Annotated in this window: 18 protein-coding genes and 1 riboswitch; of the genes, 7 read left to right on the top strand and 11 right to left on the bottom strand. The window is 67.4% G+C overall.

Annotated features, from left to right (window positions below):
• The first annotated feature begins 83 nt into the window (after positions 1-83).
• A riboswitch (cobalamin riboswitch) is annotated at positions 84-297 on the top strand.
• 139 nt (positions 298-436) lie between these two features.
• Together ACUDTM_RS13675 and pncA are read left to right on the top strand one after the other, a co-directional pair.
• Positions 437-1,108, top strand: a complete 672-nt coding sequence (locus ACUDTM_RS13675) for an epoxyqueuosine reductase QueH (protein WP_188241364.1) — start codon at positions 437-439, stop codon at positions 1,106-1,108.
• Between the two features lie 56 nt (positions 1,109-1,164).
• Positions 1,165-1,791, top strand: a complete 627-nt coding sequence (pncA, locus tag ACUDTM_RS13670; RefSeq protein WP_353080340.1) for a bifunctional nicotinamidase/pyrazinamidase — start codon at positions 1,165-1,167, stop codon at positions 1,789-1,791.
• Between the two features lie 289 nt (positions 1,792-2,080).
• On the opposite strand, the gene purU is transcribed toward pncA, so the two are convergent.
• Positions 2,081-2,932 (bottom strand): formyltetrahydrofolate deformylase, encoded by an 852-nt coding sequence (purU, locus tag ACUDTM_RS13665; protein ID WP_005420671.1) that lies wholly within the window; start codon positions 2,930-2,932, stop codon positions 2,081-2,083.
• A gap of 114 nt (positions 2,933-3,046) precedes the next feature.
• Here purU and ACUDTM_RS13660 point away from each other — a divergent pair, with 114 nt between their 5' ends.
• Positions 3,047-3,958: a LysR family transcriptional regulator gene (locus tag ACUDTM_RS13660; RefSeq protein WP_312002670.1), complete on the top strand. Its 912-nt coding sequence runs from the start codon at positions 3,047-3,049 to the stop codon at positions 3,956-3,958.
• Positions 3,959-3,961: 3 nt separating this feature from the next.
• Here ACUDTM_RS13660 and ACUDTM_RS13655 read toward each other — a convergent pair whose 3' ends face one another.
• The 3 genes from ACUDTM_RS13655 to ACUDTM_RS13645 all read right to left on the bottom strand — a co-directional run bounded on the left by ACUDTM_RS13655 (position 3,962) and on the right by ACUDTM_RS13645 (position 6,473).
• Positions 3,962-5,062, bottom strand: a complete 1,101-nt coding sequence (locus ACUDTM_RS13655) for an NADH:flavin oxidoreductase/NADH oxidase (RefSeq protein ID WP_072167307.1) — start codon at positions 5,060-5,062, stop codon at positions 3,962-3,964.
• A gap of 159 nt (positions 5,063-5,221) precedes the next feature.
• Complete coding sequence (locus tag ACUDTM_RS13650) at positions 5,222-6,028, bottom strand: NAD-dependent protein deacetylase (RefSeq protein ID WP_445391362.1); 807 nt, start codon at positions 6,026-6,028, stop codon at positions 5,222-5,224.
• Positions 6,029-6,071: 43 nt separating this feature from the next.
• Positions 6,072-6,473: an acyl-CoA thioesterase gene (locus ACUDTM_RS13645; RefSeq protein ID WP_021203756.1), complete on the bottom strand. Its 402-nt coding sequence runs from the start codon at positions 6,471-6,473 to the stop codon at positions 6,072-6,074.
• A gap of 90 nt (positions 6,474-6,563) precedes the next feature.
• On the opposite strand from ACUDTM_RS13645, the gene ACUDTM_RS13640 reads away from it, so the two are divergent.
• Entirely contained in the window at positions 6,564-7,199 is a 636-nt protein-coding gene (locus ACUDTM_RS13640; protein ID WP_072167309.1) for a LysE family translocator, read from the top strand.
• A gap of 139 nt (positions 7,200-7,338) precedes the next feature.
• On the opposite strand, the gene ACUDTM_RS13635 is transcribed toward ACUDTM_RS13640, so the two are convergent.
• The 4 genes from ACUDTM_RS13635 to ACUDTM_RS13620 all read right to left on the bottom strand — a co-directional run bounded on the left by ACUDTM_RS13635 (position 7,339) and on the right by ACUDTM_RS13620 (position 13,302).
• Entirely contained in the window at positions 7,339-8,358 is a 1,020-nt protein-coding gene (locus tag ACUDTM_RS13635) for a ribonucleotide-diphosphate reductase subunit beta (RefSeq protein WP_005420683.1), read from the bottom strand.
• 147 nt (positions 8,359-8,505) lie between these two features.
• Positions 8,506-10,908, bottom strand: coding sequence for a ribonucleoside-diphosphate reductase subunit alpha (locus ACUDTM_RS13630; protein ID WP_072167310.1), 2,403 nt, complete (start codon positions 10,906-10,908; stop codon positions 8,506-8,508).
• 625 nt (positions 10,909-11,533) lie between these two features.
• A complete protein-coding gene (gene zapE, locus ACUDTM_RS13625; protein ID WP_088496853.1) occupies positions 11,534-12,634 on the bottom strand; it encodes a cell division protein ZapE in 1,101 nt (366 codons plus the stop codon).
• Positions 12,631-13,302: an alpha/beta hydrolase gene (locus ACUDTM_RS13620; protein ID WP_088496854.1), complete on the bottom strand. Its 672-nt coding sequence runs from the start codon at positions 13,300-13,302 to the stop codon at positions 12,631-12,633. The genes zapE and ACUDTM_RS13620 overlap by 4 nt, the downstream gene beginning before the upstream one ends.
• Positions 13,303-13,345: 43 nt before the next feature.
• Between ACUDTM_RS13620 and ACUDTM_RS13615 the strand changes: the two genes are divergently transcribed.
• The gene (locus ACUDTM_RS13615) at positions 13,346-14,203 is read left to right on the top strand and encodes an EamA family transporter (RefSeq protein WP_353080339.1); all 858 of its coding nucleotides are present in this window, start codon (positions 13,346-13,348) and stop codon (positions 14,201-14,203) included.
• Positions 14,204-14,426: 223 nt separating this feature from the next.
• Here the strand turns inward: ACUDTM_RS13615 and ACUDTM_RS13610 are convergent, their stop codons facing one another.
• The 3 genes from ACUDTM_RS13610 to ACUDTM_RS13600 all read right to left on the bottom strand — a co-directional run bounded on the left by ACUDTM_RS13610 (position 14,427) and on the right by ACUDTM_RS13600 (position 17,414).
• Positions 14,427-15,872, bottom strand: a complete 1,446-nt coding sequence (locus tag ACUDTM_RS13610) for an ExeM/NucH family extracellular endonuclease (RefSeq protein ID WP_353080338.1) — start codon at positions 15,870-15,872, stop codon at positions 14,427-14,429.
• A gap of 208 nt (positions 15,873-16,080) precedes the next feature.
• Positions 16,081-16,599, bottom strand: coding sequence for a c-type cytochrome (locus tag ACUDTM_RS13605; RefSeq protein ID WP_005407662.1), 519 nt, complete (start codon positions 16,597-16,599; stop codon positions 16,081-16,083).
• A gap of 197 nt (positions 16,600-16,796) precedes the next feature.
• The gene (locus ACUDTM_RS13600; RefSeq protein WP_180884847.1) at positions 16,797-17,414 is read right to left on the bottom strand and encodes a TetR/AcrR family transcriptional regulator; all 618 of its coding nucleotides are present in this window, start codon (positions 17,412-17,414) and stop codon (positions 16,797-16,799) included.
• A gap of 158 nt (positions 17,415-17,572) precedes the next feature.
• Between ACUDTM_RS13600 and ACUDTM_RS13595 the strand changes: the two genes are divergently transcribed.
• Together ACUDTM_RS13595 and ACUDTM_RS13590 are read left to right on the top strand one after the other, a co-directional pair.
• A complete protein-coding gene (locus tag ACUDTM_RS13595) occupies positions 17,573-18,736 on the top strand; it encodes an isovaleryl-CoA dehydrogenase (protein ID WP_072167315.1) in 1,164 nt (387 codons plus the stop codon).
• A gap of 10 nt (positions 18,737-18,746) precedes the next feature.
• Positions 18,747-20,357 (top strand): carboxyl transferase domain-containing protein, encoded by a 1,611-nt coding sequence (locus ACUDTM_RS13590; RefSeq protein ID WP_065196009.1) that lies wholly within the window; start codon positions 18,747-18,749, stop codon positions 20,355-20,357.
• Positions 20,358-20,381: the final 24 nt, after the last annotated feature.

The raw sequence follows: 20,381 nt of genomic DNA, 5'->3' as shown, positions 1-20,381 counted from the left end.
GGGGGGCAGGGCCCGTTGCGGGGCAACGGGGATCCGACCCCGGGCCTTGACCCCTGCAGCCAACAGGTCCACCTTGCACACGCCGAAGGTATCCCTGCCGTGGCTGGATGGCGGCAGGGAGTTAAACGGGAATCCGGTGAAGGCGCTTCGTGCGCCCATTCCGGAGCTGCCCCGCAGCGGTGAATGGAAACGAATCCTGCCAACAGCACTGGGCTCGCGCCTGGGAAGCGGCAGGGAGTAGGTGGGCTGCGGCCCGTGTCCATCAGCCCGAATACCGGCCCCGGCCGGGGGACACGACCGTCCCCTGATTCGACCTGGACTCTCCGCGGGGAGGGTGCCGGGGCCATCGCCAGCCTGCATGTGCAGGCGGCGTGGCCGCGCGCGTCCTGTTCACGGTAACCGGCCAGACCGCTCCCACGCCCTGACGCACGCCACGATGACCGAGTTCCAACGCCCCACCCTGACCCTGCCCGCCGATGGCAAACGCCTGCTGCTGCATTCGTGCTGCGCGCCGTGTTCGGGCGAAGTGATGGAGGCGATCACCGCTTCCGGGATCGACTACGCGATCTTCTTCTACAACCCCAACATCCACCCGGTGAAGGAGTACGAGCTGCGCAAGCAGGAGAACATCCGCTTCGCCGAGCAGCACGGCATTCCATTCATCGACTGCGACTACGACACCGACAACTGGTTCAGCCGCGCGCGTGGCATGGAGAACGAGCCCGAGCGCGGCATCCGCTGCACGATGTGCTTCGACATGCGTTTCGAACGCACCGCGCTGTACGCGCACGAGCACGGCTACGACACCATCAGTTCGTCGCTGGGCATCTCGCGCTGGAAGAACATGGCGCAGATCAACGACTGCGGCATCCGTGCGGCGTCGCGCTACGACGGCCTGCAGTACTGGGACTACAACTGGCGCAAGGGCGGCGGTGCCAGCCGCATGATCGAGATCAGCAAGCGCGAGCAGTTCTACCAGCAGGAGTACTGCGGCTGCGTGTACTCGCTGCGCGATGCCAACCGCCATCGCCGAGAGAACGGCCGCGAGCGGATCCGGATCGGCCTGCTGTACTACGGCCAGGACGCTGAGGCGCCGCAGGGCGATTGACCTGTGCCGCCGGGGCGGCCACGCTGGTCACTCCTTTACGTTGTAGTGGACCTGCCATGACCGCCCTGCCCGCCGATGTCGCCCTGCTGGTGATCGACCTGCAGCCGGACTTCATGCCGGGCGGTGCGCTGGCCTGCGACCAGGGCGATGCGCTGGTGGCACCGATTGCCGATCTGTTGGCGCAGCGCCGCTACCGCACCGTGGTGGCGACCCAGGACTGGCACCCGGCCGACCACGCCTCGTTCGCCAGCCAGCACCCCGGTAAGCGACCGTTCGAGACCATCCTGCTGCACGCGCAGCCACAGACCCTGTGGCCCGACCATTGCGTGCAGGGCAGCAATGGCGCCGCGCTGCACCCGGGCGTGGACTGGACCGTGGCCGACCTGATCCTGCGCAAGGGCACCCGCCCACAGGTGGATTCGTACAGCGCCTTCCGCGAGAACCACGGCCCCGATGGCGAGCGCCCGGCCACCGGCCTGGCCGGCTGGCTGCATGAGCGCCGCATCCGCGAGGTGCACGTGTGCGGCCTGGCACGCGACTACTGCGTGCTGTGGAGCGCGCAGGACGCGGTGAAATCCGGCTTCCGGGTGAAGTTCCTGTGGGACCTGACCCGGCCGGTGACCGAAGCCAACGACGCGATGGTGCGCGAAGCGCTGGGCAAGGCAGGGATCGCGATCGCCTGAGGCGTGACCGCCGGGCATGGCCCGGCGCTACCGCGCACGTCGCTTATGCCGCTTGCGCGCTCCTGCCCACAACAACACAATCGATTCATCCAGCCCCCTAACTACGCCCCCCCCTACAGATCGCGGGACGGCCGAACCGGGGGCTTTTCATTGGATGAAATCAGGATTCGGTAGTGCCGGCCGCTGGCCGGCAACCTCGGGATCTCTGCAGTTGCCGGCCAGCGGCCGGCACTACCGGATAGCACCCGTGGTAGCGCCGGGCCATGCCCGGCGGACGCGGGATGGGCGATTACCGGAACACCACCGTGCGATGCCCATTGAGCAGGATGCGGTGCTCCACATGGCGGCGGACCGCGCGTGCCAGCACCAGCGATTCGGTATCGCTGCCCAGCCGCACCAGCTCGCGCGGCGCCATGGCGTGGTCAACGCGGGCCACGTCCTGTTCGATGATCGGGCCTTCGTCCAGATCCTCGGTGACGTAGTGCGCGGTGGCACCGATGATCTTGACCCCGCGCGCGTGCGCCTGGTGATAGGGCTGCGCGCCCTTGAAGCTGGGCAGGAAGCTGTGGTGGATGTTGATCGCACGGCCGGCCAGCGCACGGCACAGCGTGGGTGACAGGATCTGCATGTAGCGCGCCAGCACCACCAGGTCGATGCGCTCACGCTCGACCAGGTCGATGATCTGCTGCTCCTGCACCGCACGCGTATCGGCGGTCACTGGCAGGTGGTGGAACGGTACCTGGTAGGACGCGGCCAATGGCGCGAAGTCGGCGTGGTTGGACGCCACTGCCGCGATGTCGACCTTCAGCTGGCCGCTGTGGGCACGGAACAGCAGGTCGTTGAGACAGTGCCCCTGCTTGCTGACCAGCACCAGCAGGCGTGCCCGGCGGCGCCCATCATGCAGCTGCCAGTCCATGCCGAAGCCTTCGGCAAGTTTGGCCATCGCGGCATGCACGGTCTCCAGCAGCAGGCTGGCATCGCGGTCGAAATGCACGCGCAGGAAGAAGCGGCCACTTTCCTCGTCGCCGAACTGCTGGGCGTCGAGGATGTTGCAGCCGTGGTCGAACAGCAGGCCGGACACTCGGTAGACGATACCGGTACGGTCGGGGCAGGACAGGGTGAGGATGGAATCGGGGCGCATCTCCACAGTGTAGGGCAGCTTCCTGCCCAGCAGCCGGATGATCACCGATGCAACCGAACCGCTTGGTTCAGTCCCAAGCGATACTTGGCCATCACAGTGGCAAGCTGGTCGGTCATGAACCTGTTGCAACTGATCCGCAGCTTCACCCGCACCGCAGAGACCGGCAGCATTGCCGCCGCGGCCCGCATCCTTGGCATCAGCGCCACCGCAGTCGGCCAGAACATCAACCGACTGGAAGCGCATCTGGGCGTACGGCTGCTGAACCGGAGTACGCGCCAGCTGGCCCTCAGCGAGGCCGGCGCGCTGTACCTGGCGCAGGTGCGCCACATCGAGGGCGACCTGGCGCGCGCGCAGGCGATGGTGACTGCCGGTGATATCGAACCGGCCGGTCCCCTGCGCATCGCCAGCAGCAGCGCCTTCGGCCGCCACGTGCTGGCACCGCTGCTGCCGTCACTGCAGCAGCGCTACCCGCAACTGCAGCTGGAGCTGCGCCTGACCGACCGCGCCGTGCAGCATGGTCCAGAGGCGGTGGATGCCAGCATCCGCATCGGCGCGCAGCTGGAAGACGGCGTCGTCGCACGGCAGCTGGCGCGCGTGCCGTTCGTGTTCTGTGCCGCGCCAGCCTACCTGCAGGCCCATGGCACGCCGCAGGAACCCGCCGAACTGGGTCGCCATCGCGGGCTGCTGCACCGCTTCCCCACCGATGGCCGACCGCTGCGCTGGGGTCTGCTGAAGGACGGCCAGCGCGTGGACGCCACGCTGCCACCGAGCATGGTCTGCGATGACATCGATGCGCTGGCGACGCTGGCGGCGACCGGTGCCGGCATCACCCGGCTCGCCGCATTCGTGGCCGAGCCGTACCTGCGCGATGGCCGCCTGCAGGCGGTGTTCGGCGCCGACACCGCGTGGCGCCCGGAACCGATGGAGGTCTACTTCTGCGTCAGCGACCGCCGCGATTTCACCGCCAAGATCCGCGCGCTGTTCGAGCACCTGCAGGCCGGCATGGCGCCGGCCTGGCGGGTGTGAACCTCAGCGCGCCTTGAACACGCCACGCGCCTCGCGCGGCTCGCAGCGCAGGTACTGCGGCGCCGGTTCCACGCTGTCGCGCAATGCGGCAGCAGCGTGCCACGGCCAGCGCGGGTCGTAGAGGATGCCGCGTGCCAGCGCTACCGCATCGGCGTGGCGATGGCGCAGGATCGATTCGGCCTGCTCCGGTTCGGTGATCATGCCCACCGCGATCACCGGCATGCGTACCTTGGCCTTGATCGCCGCGGCGAACGGCACCTGGTAGCCGGGACCGACGGTGATCTTCTGGCGCTCGTCCAGGCCACCGCTGGAAACGTGCAGGAAGTTGCAGCCGCGCGCATCCAGCACCTGGGCCAGCGCTTCGCTCTGCACCAGATCCCAGCCACCCTCGACCCAGTCGCTGGCGGAAATGCGCACGCCCACGGCGATCCTGTCCGATACCGCCGCACGCACCGCGTCGAACACTTCCACGAGCAGGCGCAGGCGGTTCGGCAGCGAGCCGCCATAGCCATCGGTGCGGCGGTTGCTCAGCGGCGACAGGAACTGGTGCAGCAGGTAGCCGTGCGCGGCATGCAGCTCGATCAGCTCGAAGCCCAGGCGCTCGGCGCGCACCGCACTGGCGGCGAAGGCGGCGATCACCTCGGCGATGCCGGCCTCGTCCAGTTCCTGCGGTGCCGGATCGGCGGCATGGAACGGCAGCGGCGACGGCGCCACCGTGGCCCAGCCACGCGCATCATCGGCCGGCAGCTGGCCGCCGCCGTCCCACGGGCGCTTCACCGAGGCCTTGCGACCGGCGTGGCCGAGCTGGATGCCCAATGGCATCGGCGACCAGCGGCGGACGCTGGCCAGCACCTGTGCCAGCGCGGCCTCGGTGCCATCGTCCCACAGGCCCAGGTCGGCCCAGCTGATGCGGCCGCGCGGTTCGACGGCGGTGGCTTCCAGGATCAGCAGGCCGGCACCGGACTGCGCCAGGTTGCCCAGGTGCATGGCGTGCCAGTCGCTGGCGCGGCCGTCCTCGGCGGAGTACTGGCACATCGGCGCGATGACGATGCGGTTGGACAGGGTCAGGGGGCCGAACGAAATCGGCGAGAACAGCTGGCTCAAGACGGTGATGAACGACGTAGGGGGTGCGTATTGCACCGCTGCGCGGCTCGCGGATCAACCATCTGGATGGATCGCTGTTTCGCGTGACCTGCAGCAGCCGAGCGTGCGCCCGGCTCTACAGAAGCCCTCGCCCCTTGTAGAGCCGAGCCCGTGCTCGGCTCAGCGCGCAGCCCACGTGGCCAGCGCTTCAGCGCAGTCCCGCTCATCCTTGAACAACAGCAGGTCGTCGGCTCGGGTGCGGCCTCGGTTCAGCGCCGCTACCGGCAACCCTGCCTTCGCGGCCGCCTGCACGAAGCGGAAGCCGGAATAGACCATCAGCGACGAGCCCACCACCAGCACGGCGTCGGCCTGCTGCAGGTGATCGTGCACCGCCGCCACCCGTTCACGCGGCACGTTCTCGCCGAAGAACACCACATCCGGCTTCAGCAGGCCGCCGCAGTACGGACAATCGGGCACCACGAACGTGGAGAAATCGGTCTCCAGATCGGCATCGCCTTCGGGCGCGATACCGGCCTCCAGCACATCCCAGCCCGGATTGGCCTCCAGCAGCCGCTGCTGGAAATCCTCGCGGCCACTGCGGCGCTCACAGCTCATGCAGCGCACCCGGTCCAGGCGGCCATGCAGGTCGATCACCTTGTGGCTGCCGGCGCGCTGGTGCAGGCCGTCCACGTTCTGGGTCAGCAGCAGCTGCAGCTTGCCGCTGTTTTCCAGTGCGGCCAGGGCCTGGTGGGTACCGTTGGGCCGGGCCAGGCCGAAGCGCGGCCAGCCCAGCAGGCTGCGCGCCCAGTAGCGCTGGCGGGTACCCGCTTCGCCCATGAACGCCTGGTAGGTCACCGGCGGCGTGCGTTTCCACTGGCCGTCGGTATCGCGATAGTCGGGAATGCCCGAGGCGGTGCTGCAACCGGCGCCGGTCAGCACGAACAGGCGCTGGGCGCGGTCGATGAAGTCGGTCAGCGGCGAGGTCATGGCTGCCAGATGGGGGCGCCGCAGCGCCCGTGCAAGCGCCGGCTCAGGCGGCCGGCAGCGGCGGCACCGCGATCGGGTGGCCGTCCTCGTCCAGCGCGATCATCACGAAGTGGCCGCGGGTACACAGCTTGCGCTCGCCGCTGTGCAGGTCCTCGGCGACCAGTTCCACCTCGACCTTCATCGAGCTGCGCCCGACTTCGACGATGCGGCCGATGGTTTCCACCATCTGGCCGATGCGGATCGGCAGCTTGAAGTCGACCTGGTCGCTGCGCGCGGTCACCACGGTGCGGCGCGAATAGCGGGCGGCGGCCAGGAAGGCGGCCTTGTCCATCCACGCCAATGCCTGGCCACCGAACAGGGTGCCGAGGTGATTGGTGTGGTTGGGGAAGACGATTTCGGCCATGCGCACTTCGGTGGGCGGCACGGTCTCGGGGATCGGGGTCATGGGGGGGCTTCGGTGTGGGGTCCGTCAATTTTAAGCCAGGCCCCGTGCAGGCGACGCTACACTGCGCCACGCCCACTGCCAGGACCGCCCATGCCCGCACTTTCCGACCTGCTGGCCTTTGCGCTGGTTTCGCTGGCCATGGTGCTCACGCCCGGGCCGAACATGATCTACGTCATCTCGCGCTCGATCTGCCAAGGGCCGCTCGCCGGGCTGATCTCGCTGGGCGGGGTGGCGCTGGGCTTCGTGTTCTACATGCTGTGCGCGGCACTGGGCATCACCGCCCTGCTGATGACCGTGCCGTTCGCCTATGAGGCGCTGCGCATCGGTGGCGCGCTGTACCTGCTGTACCTGGCGTGGCAGGCGCTGAAGCCCGGCGGCCGTTCGCCGTTCGCGGTGCGCGAGCTGCCGCAGGACAGCCCGCGCAGACTGTTCACGATGGGCTTGCTGACCAATCTGCTGAACCCGAAAGTGGCGGTGATGTACCTGTCGCTGCTGCCGCAGTTCCTGCATCCGGACAGCGAAGGCAGTGTGCTGATGCAGTCGATCGTGCTGGGCTGCACCCAGATCCTGGTCAGCGTCAGCGTGAACGGCCTGATCGCGCTGGCCGCCGGCAGCATCGCCGGCTTCCTGGCCGCGCGCCCCACCTGGCAGAGGGTGCAGCGCTGGCTGATGGGTACGGTGCTGGCCGGGCTGGCGGTGCGCATGGCGGTGGAAGGACGGCGCTAGCGCTTTGTAGAGTCGAGCCATGCTCGACTTTCTTGCGAACAGCAGTCGAGCACGGCTCGACTCTACAAAAGCCAGGCGCGCAACAAAAAACCCCGGCATTGGCCGGGGTTTTTCGTTGCGAAAGGCCTGACCGGTTCGATCAGAAGTTCATGTCGAAGGCGACTTCGCCCTGCACGCCGACCTGGTAGGCCGAGACGCGGCGTTCGAAGAAGTTGGTCAGTTCCTGCACGTCCTGCAGTTCCATGAACGGCAGCGGGTTGCGCACGTTGTACTTCTTTTCCATGCCCAGTTTGGCGAAGTGCTGATCGGCACAATGCTGCAGGTACTGGCGCATGTCACGGGTCGAGATGCCGGCCACGCCGCCGGACAGCACGTCCTCGGCGAACTGCACTTCGCATTCGATGGCTTCGGCCAACATGTCGTAGACCTGCTGCTTCATCTCGTCGTCGAACAGGTCCGGCTCTTCCTCACGCACCACGCGCACCGACTCGAAGGCGAACTCCATGTGCGCGCTTTCGTCGCGGAACACCCAGTTGGTGCCCGAGGCCAGGCCCGGCAGCAGGCCGCGCGAACGGAAGTAGTACACGTAGGCAAACGCAGCGAAGAAGAACAGGCCTTCAATGCAGGCGGCGAAGCAGATCTGGTTGAGCAGGAACTGGCGACGCTGTTCGCGGGTCTCGATGCGGGTCAGGTCCTGGATCGAGTCGATCCACTTGAAGCAGAAATCGGCCTTCTTCTTGATCGAGTCGATGTTCTCCACCGCCGAGAACGCCTTGGCGCGCTCTTCCGGATCCGGCAGGTAGTTGTCGAGCAGGGTCAGGTAGAACTGCACGTGCAGTGCTTCTTCATACAGCTGGCGCGACAGGTACATGCGCGCTTCCGGCGCATTCAAGTGCTGGTACAGGTTCAGCACCAGGTTGTTGGACACGATCGAATCGCCGGTGGCGAAGAACGCGACCAGGCGGTGGATCAGGTGGCGCTCACCCGGCGACATCTTGCTGTGCAGGTCGGTGATGTCGATCTGGAAGTTGATCTCTTCCACCGTCCAGGTGTTCTTGATCGCATTCCGGTACATGTCATAGAACTGCGGGTAGCGCATCGGGCGCAGGGTCAGTTCAAAACCGGGATCGAGCAGCATCTGCTTGGGCTTGTCGGCCATGGGTGTTTCCTTGAATTCTCGGGTCAAAACGCCGGGCATGGCCCGGCGCTACCTTGGTGTTTCCGTGCTGCAGCCGAGCATGGCTCGGCTCTACAGGTGCGAGGTGTTCGAGTGCCGACCAACGGTCGGCACCCACCGCGCGGCGTGTTACTGGCAGGCCTCGCAGGCTTCCGGGTTTTCCAGCGAGCAGGCGATGGCTTCGTCCGGGCTGAACACCTTGGCCGGTGCGGCGGCACTCACCGTCGTCTTGGCGATCTTGGTGGCCGGGCGCGAACGCAGGTAGTAGGTGGTCTTGATGCCCTGCTTCCAGGCGTACATGTACATGGAGGACATCGCGCCGATGTTCGGGCTTTCCATGAACAGGTTGAGCGAGGCCGACTGGTCGATGAAGGCGCCACGCTCGGCGGCCATGTCGATCAGCGAACGCATCGGCAGTTCCCACGCGGTGCGGTAGACCTCGCGCAGCGTTTCCGGGATCTGCGCCACGCCGGCGATCGAGCCTTCGGCCAGCTTGATGGCATCGCGCATTTCCGGCGTCCACAGGCCCAGCTTCTTCAGCTCGTTGACCAGGTAACGGTTGACCTGCAGGAAGTCACCGGACAGGGTCTCGCGCTTGAACAGGTTGGACACCTGCGGCTCGACGCACTCGTAGCAACCGGCGATCGAGGCGATGGTCGCGGTCGGCGCGATCGCGATCATCAGCGAGTTGCGCAGGCCGTGTTCCTTGATGCGCTCACGCAGGGCATCCCAGCGCGCAGTGTCTTCCGGCACCACGTTCCAGGCGTCGAACTGCAGTTCGCCACTGGCGGCACGGGTGTCGTTGAACGACGGGTGCTTGCCGCGTTCCTGGGCCAGCTCGCAGGAGGTTTCCAGCGCGTGGAAGTAGATCGCTTCGGCGATCTTCTTCGACAGCGCGCGGGCTTCGGCGCTGTCGAACGGCAGGCGCTTGCGGAAGAACACATCCTGCAGGCCCATGCAGCCCAGGCCGACCGGACGCCAGCGCAGGTTGGCGCGGCGGGCGGTTTCGATCGGGTAGAAGTTCAGGTCGATGACGCGGTCGAGCTGGCGCACGGCCAGGCGCACGGTCTCGGCCAGCTTGTCGAAGTCGAACTCGTTGTGCTCGTCGAAGTGGTTGCCCAGGTTGATCGAACCCAGGTTGCACACTGCGGTTTCATCGTTGGAAGTGACTTCCAGGATTTCCGTGCACAGGTTGGACAGGTGGATCACGTTGCCTGGACGCAGGGTCTGGTTGCTGGCGCGGTTGCACTTGTCCTTGAAGGTCATCCAGCCGTTGCCGGTCTCGGCCAGCGTACGCATCATGCGGGCGTACAGCTTGCGCGCGGGGATGGTGCGGCTGGCCTTGCCCTGGGCTTCGGCCTGCAGGTAGGCAGCCTCGAAGGCTTCGCCAAACAGGTCGGTGAACTCCGGCACGACGCGCGGATCGAACAGCGACCATTCCTGGTCGGCCTCGACGCGCTTCATGAACAGGTCCGGCACCCAGTTGGCCAGGTTCAGGTTGTGCGCACGGCGGGCTTCGTCACCGGTGTTGTCACGCAGTTCGAGGAAGTCCTCGATGTCGGCGTGCCAGGTTTCCAGGTACACGCAGGCTGCGCCCTTGCGCTTGCCGCCCTGGTTCACCGCGGCCACGGACGAATCCATGGTCTTCAGCCACGGCACGATGCCGTTGGAGTGGCCGTTGGTCGACTTGATCAGCGAGCCACGCGAACGCACGCGGGTGTAGCTGACGCCGATGCCGCCGGAGAACTTCGACAGCTGGGCGATGTCGCCGTACTTGGCATAGATCGACTCCAGCGAGTCCTGCGGCGAGTCCAGCAGGAAGCACGAGGACAGCTGCTCGTGGGTGGTGCCGGAGTTGAACAGGGTCGGGCTGGACGGCAGGTAGTCCAGGTTGCCCATGCGCTTGTACAGCGCCAGGGTCTCGGACACGTCCTCGCTCAGCGCGCTGGCGATGCGCAGGAAGAACTGCTGCGGGGTCTCGATCACCTTGCGGGTGTGCGGATGGCGCAGCAGGTAACGGTCGTACAGGGTACGCAGGCCGAAGTAATCGAAGTTCAGGTCCAGCGAGATGTCGATGGCGTCGTTGAGCTTGCGTGCATTGGTCTGCACGAAGTTCAGCAGGCGGTCGTTGATCAGGCCGACTTCATGGCCACGGCTGACCGACTGCGAGAAGGCGTAGATTTCCTGGCCCGAGACTTCCTTGGCGATGTAGTTGGCCAGCAGGCGCGCAGCCAGGCGGCCGTACTCGGGCTCTTCACCGATCAGCAGGGCGGCGGTGCGGATGGACAGTTCGTCCAGCTCGCGGGTGGTAGCGCCGTTGTACAGGCCGGAAATGGTGCGGGTGGCCACGCGCATCGGGTCAACGGCGTGCAGGCCTTCGGAGGAACGCTGCACCGCGCGCACGATCTTGTTCAGGTCCACCAGCTCGGTGGTCCCGTTGCGCTTGGTCACACTCATCGCGTTGGCCGTCGGCGGCGACGTCAACAGGAATTCGCTTTCCTTCTCGATGGTGGCGCTGGATTCGGTGCTCACGGCGTATGTCCTCTTGGCGTGATTGGGGGTGCTCGATGCATCGGGGTGACGCAGCCCGGGACATGACGGCCCAGGATGGCAGTACGGCGTCGCAGGGGATGAGACCCTGCGCCTGCCACTGCCGTTGACGATCGCCAATGGAGACTGCGGCCAACCCCCAGCCGTGGGGTTGCGGCGACCGACGGCCACAAGATAGTGGGGGTAATGGGGTCCGTCAACGCCAAATGTAGTGAAATTCGGCAATCCCTTGCGCCGCAAGGATCGTGCCATCGGCGCCCTGATCAGACGCTTCAGACCTGCCGGAACGGGCTGCGCAGTCAAGCCCGAAAGGCGTCACTGCGGTGGCACAACGCACCGCGGAAACGGAACAATGACAGCTTCACATGACAGTGATGAAACTGGCTAGGGACAACCCTGTGGATAGGTGGTGGGCATCCGGTGGACGTCGGGATCACCCGCCAGGCAGCGACGCGAGGCCGCATGTGTCGGCCGGGCCGGAGGAGTGGCCGCAGGGAAACGCCGTTGCGCCCTCCCCCCCGATCATTGCCGGCCAGCGGCCGGCACTACCGGAATTCCGGGGTGGTCGTGCCGGCCATTGGCCGGCAACGCACGCCCTCAGGCCCCCTCACGCCCGGTGCGGGGTGCCCAGGTACTCGGCGCTCTGCATCTCGATCAGGCGCGAGGCGGTGCGCTCGAACGCGCCCTGCAGGCGCTGGCCGGTGTACAGCTCGACCGGCGAGGTGCCGGCGGTGCAGACCAGGTTGACGTGGCGGTCGTACAACTCGTCGATCAGGTTGACGAAGCGGCGCGCGGCATCCTCGTTCAGGCGATCGAAGGCGGGAATGCCGCCCAGCAGCACCGTGTTGAACTCGTGCGCGATCTCGATGTAGTCCGAGGGCCCGCGCGGGCCCTCGCACAGCGCGGCGAAATCGAACCAGGCGATGCTCTTGCCGCGGCCGCGGACCGGAATCTTGCGGCCCTCGATCTCGATGTTGCCGGGCTTGGCCGGTTGGCCGCCGCTCAGTTCGCTCCAGCGCGTGGCCAGCCAGTCGTCGCTGTCGGCGGCCAACGGTGCGCGGTACACCGGCGAGCGGGTCAGCGCGCGCATCCGGTAGTCCTCGGTGCCTTCTGCGTACAGCTCCACGCAGAAGCGCTGCAGCAGGCCGATGGCCGGCAGGAAGCTCTCACGCTGCAGGCCGTTGAGGTACAGGTTCTCCACTGCGGTGTTGGAGGTGGTGACCAGGGTCACGCCCTCGGCGAACAGGCGCTCCAGCAGCCGCGCCAGCAGCATCGCATCGCCGATGTCGGTGACGAAGAACTCGTCCAGCACCAGCACTCGCAGGTTGCTGCGCCATTCCTGGGCGATCTTCGCCAGCGGGTCGCTCTGGCCCTGGTGCTCGCGCAGGCGCTCATGGACGCTGCGCATGAAGCGGTGGAAATGCGTGCGGTACTTCTGCTTGATCGGCAGCCCGTCGTAGAACAGGTCGACCAGGAAGGTCTTGCCGCGGCCGACGCCGCCCCAGAAGTACAGGCCCTTCACCGGCTCGGGCTTCTTCCAGAACGCGGACAGGCGGTCCAGCCAACCGTCCTCGGCACTGTCCAGCAGGCCCAGGTGGATGCGGTCCAGCTCGGCCAGCGCTGCATGCTGGGCCGGGTCGTCCTGCCAGTCACCACGGGCGACCCCTTCCGCGTACCGCTGCGACGGGGTCAGCTCGGTTGCACTCATGCCGCCGCGCCCAGCCAGTGCTTCACGCCGTGGGTCAGCGCGCCGCGCAGGTCGATCAGCTTGCGGTGGAAGAAGTGGCTGGTCTCGGGCATGCGCACCAGCTCATGCGGGAACTCCAGCGTGTCCAGCCACTGGTAGACAGCCTGCGGGTCGACGATCTCGTCCTGCTCGCCCTGGATCACCAGCCAGCGCGCCGGCGGTACGATGCCATCGAAGTCCCAGCGGCCGGCCGGTGGCGCGATCGAGATCAGCGCCTCCGGCTGCAGCGCGGCAGCGGCCTTCAGCGAAACGAACGAACCGAAGCTGAAACCGGCCAGCCACAGCCGGTCGTGCGGGCGCTGGCTGCGCACCCAGGCGGCGACCGCCTTCAGGTCATCCTGCTCGCCCACGCCGCCATCGAAGGTACCGGCCGAAGCGCCGACGCTGCGGAAGTTGAAGCGCACCGTGGCGATGCCCAGCTCGCGCAGGGTGGTGGCGGTCATGGTGACCACCTTGTTGTGCAGGGTACCGCCTTCGGTGGACAGCGGATGGCAGACGATGGCCACGATCGGCTGCACCGGCGCGTCGGCCTTGGGCAGGTCGACGACCACTTCCAGCGGGCCGGCCGGGCCATCCAGTTGGAGACAGGCGGTTTCGCCGGGGGCGACGGGGAACGAGGGCTTGTGCATGGCACCATGATACCGTCCCCCGCCCCTGCCCTGTGCCCGCCCGATGCTCTACCTGTCTTTGGCCGTGATCTGCAGCGTGCTGGTTTCGGTGGTGTTGAAGGTGGCTGGACGCCGCCAGCTGGATGTCGCGCAGATGGTCACCTGGAACTATCTGGTGGCGGCAACGCTCACCGCCGCGGTGCTGCAGCCGCCGCTGGATGCGCTGCGCGCGCCACATGCCCCGTGGCTGTCCTTGCTGGCGCTGGCGGTGGTGCTGCCGTCGATCTTCCTGGTGCTGGGCCGAGCGGTGGCGGTGGCCGGCATCGTCCGCAGCGACGTGGCGCAGCGGCTGTCGCTGCTGCTGTCACTGGCTGCCGCCTTCCTGTTCTTCGGCCAGACCGCCACGCCGTGGAAGTTGGTCGGCCTGGCGCTGGGCCTGGTCGCCATGGTGGCGATCAGCCTGCGCCCGCGCGGACCGGCGGTGGCGTCCTCACCCGGTGGCTGGGGCTGGCTGCTGGGGGTATGGGCCGGGTTTGCGGTGGTGGACGTGCTGCTCAAGCAGGTGGCGCTGTCCGGCACGCCGTCAATGGCGGCGGTGCTGGCCAGCTTCAGCGTGGCCTTCGTGCTGATGCTGGCGCTGCAGCTGTGGCGGCATGCGCGTGGCCGCAGCCGGCTGGCCTGGCGGAACCTGGGCGCGGGCGCGCTGCTGGGCCTGCTCAATGGCGGCAACATCCTGTTCTATGTGCATGCGCACCAGTCGATGCCGGACAACCCGGCCACTGTGTTCGCAGGCATGAACATCGGCGTGGTGGTGCTGGGTGCACTGGTGGGCGTGTTTGCCTTCGGCGAAACCACCACGAAGTGGAACCGTGCCGGTTTGGCGCTGGCGGTGCTGGCGATCGGCTTGATCGCCTGGGGGTGAGCATTGGTCGCGGCGTGCCATTTCCGCGCCCGCGGAGGGATGTCACTTTTCTTTTCGCGCGAAAAGAAAAGTGACCAAAAGAAACGCGCCGCCAGCCGCGAGCCGGTGCTGTGCACCGGTACCCTGCGATGCTCGGCTCGCTTGAAGGCGGAATGGAAGATAAAAAGCAACAGCAGGATCCGTGCCGATCAAGGTCGCTCCCAGAGCAGATCCCCGGCGAACCCTATCTGTCGAAGCCCAGCAGCAGCGGGTCGTGGTCGGAGCTGCGCCACGGGCCCTGCACGTTGCGGCCCTGGTAACCGCTGGCGTCCTGCTCATCGGCGTTGCTGTGCCATTCGGCGGCGCCGCGCAGGCGCCTGGCCATGCCCGGGCTCAGCAGCGCGTGGTCGAGGCGGCCGGTGTAGCCGTTGTAGACGTAGCTGTAGGGATGCTCGGCCTTGGCGACCTTGAACGCGTCCTGCCAGCCCAGGTCGTGCAGGGTGCGGATCGGATCTTCCATCGCGTAGGCATTGAAATCGCCGAGCAGTACCGCGTCCTTTGTACCGGTACCGGTCGGATCCGTCTGCAGCCAGGCATGCAGCTGCTGCGCCGAGGCCACGCGGGTGGCGTTCCAGCAGCCCTGGTTGTCGTTGCGATCGGCGTCGGCGCCGCTTGCGTCGCGGCAGCCCTTCGACTTGAAGTGATTGGCCACCACAACGAACGGCGCGCCCTGCTTGCCCTGGAAGGCCTGCGCCAGCGGCACGCGGCTGTGCTCGACGAACGGGCCGCCGGTCAACGTGGCCGGCGTGCCGACCGGCTGCAGGCGTGAGCTGCGGTAGATGATGCCGACCCGGATCGGGTTGTCGCCGGGGCCGTTGCCGGCATCGACGAAGCGCCAGTCGCCCTGCGCACCGCGGTCACGGTTGAGCGCATCGACCAGTTCGGCGATGGCCGACTGCGGGCCGTAGCCGTCGTTCTCCAGCTCCATCAGCGCGGCGACGTCGGCGCCCAGCGCGTTGACCGTGGCGACCAGCTTGGCCACCTGCGCCTTGTGCTCGTCCAGCGTGCGGGCGCCGCGCAGGGTCGGGAAGCCGCCGCCCTGGCCGTCACCGTTGAAGAAGTTCTCCAGGTTGAAGGCCGCCACGTGCAGGCTGCCCGGCACCGTCGGCACCGCCGGGCGCTTGAGTTCCGGCAGTTTCAGCACACCTTCGACCTGCAGGCGCGGATGGCCCTGCGCGTCCATGCGCACGATGCCCTGCACGTCGCGCAGCTGCATGCCGGTGCGCAGCACCGGGCTGCCCGGCAGGTACGCCACGCTGGCGGGGTCTCGGGCATCACTGCCATCTTCCAGCACCAGGCGGCGGCGCTGGTTGTCGGCCATCACCTGCTCGTAGCCGGCGGTGCCCGGCGCGGCCACTTCGGTCGGCTGCCAGAGGCGACCATCGAAGGCTACGGTGAGCTGGCCGAAGCGCTCCAGGCCGTCGGTACCGGCCAGGGTCAGCGGTGCGGCGATGCGCACCCGCTGGCCATCCAGCGCGCGCCAGTCGGCCGGCGCGGCGGTCAGCACCACGGTGGCGCTGCTGCGCGCGGCGGAGGGTGGCGCGACCGGTGCGGCCTGCGGCTGGGCCTGGGCAAAGGCGCCGGCCGGCAGCAGCAGGGACAGGGCAAGGGCGAGGGAACGGCGGCGCATCAACGGGCGACTCCATGGAAGAGGCGCACAGACTAACCCTGAAATGCGAAACGCCGCCTGCGCAGCGGGGGCATATGAGCGATCAGGCCTCGGTGGGCAAAGCCGGGGGATCGTAGAGCCGAGCCCATGCTCGGCTGCACTTGGCCACACCGCGCGCAGAGCAGCCGAGCGTGGGCTCGGCTCTACAGGAAGCGGCGCGTTGCGGCGGTTACTTCAGGTTGCCCAACATCCAGTCCACGGTGGCGTGGATCTGCTCCTCGGTCAGGGCCGGGTTGCCGCCCTTGGGCGGCATGATGCCGCCGTCGGGGCCGGTATAGCCCTCGATGGCGTGCTTGTAGAGCGTGTCCTTGCCCTGCGCGATGCGCTTGTCCCAGTGCGAATGGTCCAGCGTCGGTGCCATGCCCACGCCGGTGGTGTGGCAGGCGGTGCACAGGTTGTCGAAGATCACCTTGCCATCCTTGGTGCCGCCGTAGGCCACCTGCGACGCGGCCTTGGCCAGCGCGGCGGCCTTGGCGGCAGCCTGCGCGGCGGCGCCGGTGCTGCCGGCATAGACTGCACCGGTCGGCGAGATGCGCTGTTCGGTGCGTTTGGCCGCGGTCGGCGACACCTCGGGCGGAATCCGGGTGTGGATGTAGGCGGCAAGGAGGATGAGGCCGAGGGTGATGGTCGCCAGCAGCGCGATCACCATGGAGAAGCGTTTCAGGAACTCCAGATCGTAATTCCGCACTCTTCGTTACCCCTGGCTGATAGTCGTTGGACCACGGCTGAGCGACTGCGTGATGGGCCGAGTATAGAACGCACTTTGCGTGCGACAACAGGCGTCACTGCTGATGCGGCGCAGCATGCCCACCCGGCAGTGCCGGCCGCTGGCCGGCATCACCCTCCTGCCAGATGGATCGTGCAGAAGCCGGCCAGCGACCGGCGCTACCGGATTGCCGGGGCGCCGATCGCGCGCAGGCAGAAGCTGCAGATCGCATCCACCAGCGCGTCTTCGTCGCGGTGCGCTGCGCGGCTGGGTGCGGTCGGGCCGACCATCGCTTCGGTGAAGGCACCCACCAGGCAGGCGGCGGCCACATGCGCGTCCTGCGCAGGCAGCTCACCGGCCGCCACGCCCTCCTCCACCAGCCGCAGGAACACGTCGCCGAAGGCGCGACGACCGCGCATGCGCTCGGCTTCCACATCCGGGTCTACCGGTTCGACGATGAAGGCGTGCGCGAGCCCCGGCCCGGCCAGGGCACGGCGGACGAAGGCGGTGATCGCCAGCCGCAGCCGCTCGCTGGCCGCCTCCGGGCCACTGGCGATCCGCTCCATGATCGCGACCTCGTGGGCCACGGCGGCATTGAGGACTTCCACGAACAGCTCCGCCTTGGATGGGAAATGCCGGTAGATCAGGCCGGTGGACACCCCCGCCTGGGTTGCCACGGCCGTCACCGGGGCATTGCGCCAGCCGCCAGTGGCGACCAGCGCGCGGGTGGCCAGCAGGATCCGTTCTCGGGCGCCCGCCAGGCGTTCTTCCATCAATGCAGAGCGTTTATAGGCCATGTTCTGATTCTAGTTTCAATTTTTGAATTCGTATTCACTTCTTACCCGAACCCCGCTACGCTGGGGCCATCGCCCGTGTAGGTGACGGTCCTGCAGACCGCCGCCCACTCCCCCGCCGGGTGCGTCCATTCCTGCCATCCCGCCGTGGAGCCACCACAATGCACGTGCCATCCCTGAACTTCGATCTTGGCGAAGACATCGACCTGCTGCGCCAGAGCGTGGCCCATTTTGCCGCCGCCGAGGTCGCGCCGCTGGCCGCCGAGGCCGATGCCAGCAACCAGTTCCCGCTGGCCCTGTGGCCGAAGCTGGGCGAACAGGGGCTGCTGGGCCTCACCGTGGAAGAAGCATACGGTGGCACCGGCATGGGCTACCTGGCCCATGTGGTGGCGATGGAAGAGATCTCGCGCGCTTCCGGCGGCATCGGCCTGTCCTATGGCGCGCACTCCAACCTGTGCGTGAACCAGCTGCGCAAGAACGGCAACGAGGAACAGAAGCAGCGCTTCCTGCCCGACCTGTGCAGCGGCGCCAGGGTGGGCGCGCTGGCGATGAGCGAACCGGGCGCCGGTTCGGACGTGGTGTCGATGAAGCTGCGCGCGGACAAGCGCGGCGACCGCTACGTGCTCAACGGCAACAAGATGTGGATCACCAACGGCCCGGATGCCGACGTGCTGGTGGTCTACGCCAAGACCGACATGGAGGCCGGCGCCAAGGGCATCACCGCGTTCCTGGTCGAGAAGGGCATGAAGGGCTTTTCCACCGCGCAGAAGCTGGACAAGCTGGGCATGCGTTCTTCGCCCACCTGCGAGCTGGTGTTCCAGGATTGCGAGATTCCTGAAGAGAACGTGCTGGGCCAGGTTGGCGGTGGCGTGCGCGTGCTGATGTCCGGCCTGGACTACGAGCGCGTGGTGCTGTCCGGTGGCCCGCTGGGCCTGATGGCCGCGGCCATGGACGTGGTGATGCCGTATGTGCACGAGCGCCACCAGTTCGGCGAGCCGATCGGCAGCTTCCAGCTGATCCAGGCCAAGATCGCCGACATGTACGTGGGCCTGGGTGCCTGCCGCGCGTATGTCTATGCCGTGGCACGCGCCTGCGACCAGGGCCGCACCACCCGCCAGGACGCCGCCGGTGCCATCCTGTACGCCGCCGAGAAGGCCACCTGGCTGACTGGCCAGGCGATCCAGATCCTGGGCGGCAACGGCTACATCAACGAATACCCGACCGGCCGCTTGTGGCGCGATGCCAAGCTGTATGAGATCGGCGCCGGCACGTCCGAGATCCGCCGCATGCTGATCGGCCGCGAACTGTTCCAGCGCACCCTGTAAGGCCACTGCGATGACCGTATTGAGCACCCAGCTGCAACCGGGCAGCGAAACGTTTGAAAGCAACCGCGCGGCCATGCAGGCCGTGGTCGACGACCTGCATGCCACCCTCGCCCGCACCGCGCTGGGTGGCAGCGAAGCCGCACGCGCCAAGCACACCGCGCGCGGCAAGCTGCTGGTGCGCGACCGCATCGACGCCCTGCTCGACCCGGGCAGCGCGTTCCTGGAAATCGCGCCGCTGGCCGCGCACGGCATGTACGAAGACACCGTGCCGGCCGCTGGCGTAGTGGCCGGCATCGGCCGCGTCAGTGGCGTGGAATGCGTGATCGTGGCCAACGATGCCACGGTCAAGGGCGGCACCTACTACCCGATGACGGTGAAGAAGCACCTGCGCGCGCAGGAGATCGCCGAGCAGAACCACCTGCCGTGCATCTACCTGGTCGATTCCGGTGGCGCGTTCCTGCCGCTGCAGGACGAAGTCTTTCCCGACCGCGACCATTTCGGCCGCATCTTCTACAACCAGGCCAACCTGTCGGCACAGGGCATTCCGCAGATCGCCTGCGTGATGGGCAGCTGCACCGCTGGTGGTGCCTATGTGCCAGCGATGAGCGACGAGACGGTGATCGTGCGCGAGCAGGGCACGATCTTCCTCGGCGGCCCGCCGCTGGTGAAGGCGGCCACCGGCGAAGTGGTGACGGCCGAGGAACTGGGTGGTGCCGATGTGCACACGCGCATCTCCGGCGTGGCTGACCACATGGCCGACAACGACCTGCAGGCACTGGCACGGGTGCGCGCGATCATCGCCCAGCTCAACTGGCGCAAGCCGGAACCAGCGATGGCGGTGCAGGCGCCCGAGGAACCGCTGCTGCCGGCACACGAACTGTACGGGGTGATCCCGGCCGATACGCGCAAGCCCTACGACGTACGCGAAGTGATCGCGCGGCTGGTCGATGGCTCACGCTTCGACGAATTCAAGCCGCGCTACGGCGCAACGCTGGTCACCGGCTTTGCCCATCTGAACGGCTACCCGATCGGCATCATCGCCAACAACGGCATCCTGTTCTCCGAGTCGGCACTGAAGGGCGCGCACTTCATCGAGCTGTGCACCCAGCGCAACATCCCGCTGGTGTTCCTGCAGAACATCACCGGCTTCATGGTCGGTCGAAAGTACGAACAGGGTGGTATCGCCAAGGACGGGGCCAAGCTGGTGATGGCGGTGGCCTGCGCCAGGGTACCCAAGTTCACCGTGGTGATCGGTGGCTCGTTCGGTGCCGGCAACTACGGCATGTGCGGCCGTGCATACTCGCCGAACTTCCTGTGGATGTGGCCGAACGCGCGCATCGGCGTGATGGGTGGCGAACAGGCCGCCAGCGTGCTGGCCACGGTCAAGCGCGATGGCATCGAGGCCAAGGGCGGCCAGTGGCCGGCAGCGGAGGAAGACGCGTTCAAGGCACCGATCCGCGATCAGTTCGAGCAGCAGGGCCACCCGTACTACGCCAGCGCACGCCTGTGGGACGACGGCGTGATCGATCCGGCCGACACCCGCCGGGTGCTGGCGCTGGCGCTGTCGGCCAGCCTCAACGCCGCCCCGCAGCAGACGCGCTTCGGCGTGTTCCGCATGTAACCCGTGCCATGACCGAGCCTGTTG

The organism is Stenotrophomonas maltophilia group sp. vghtpe118 (assembly GCF_052605195.1).
Note: the sequence above shows the minus strand (reverse complement) of the source record. Positions and strands in the feature narration are given on the sequence as shown.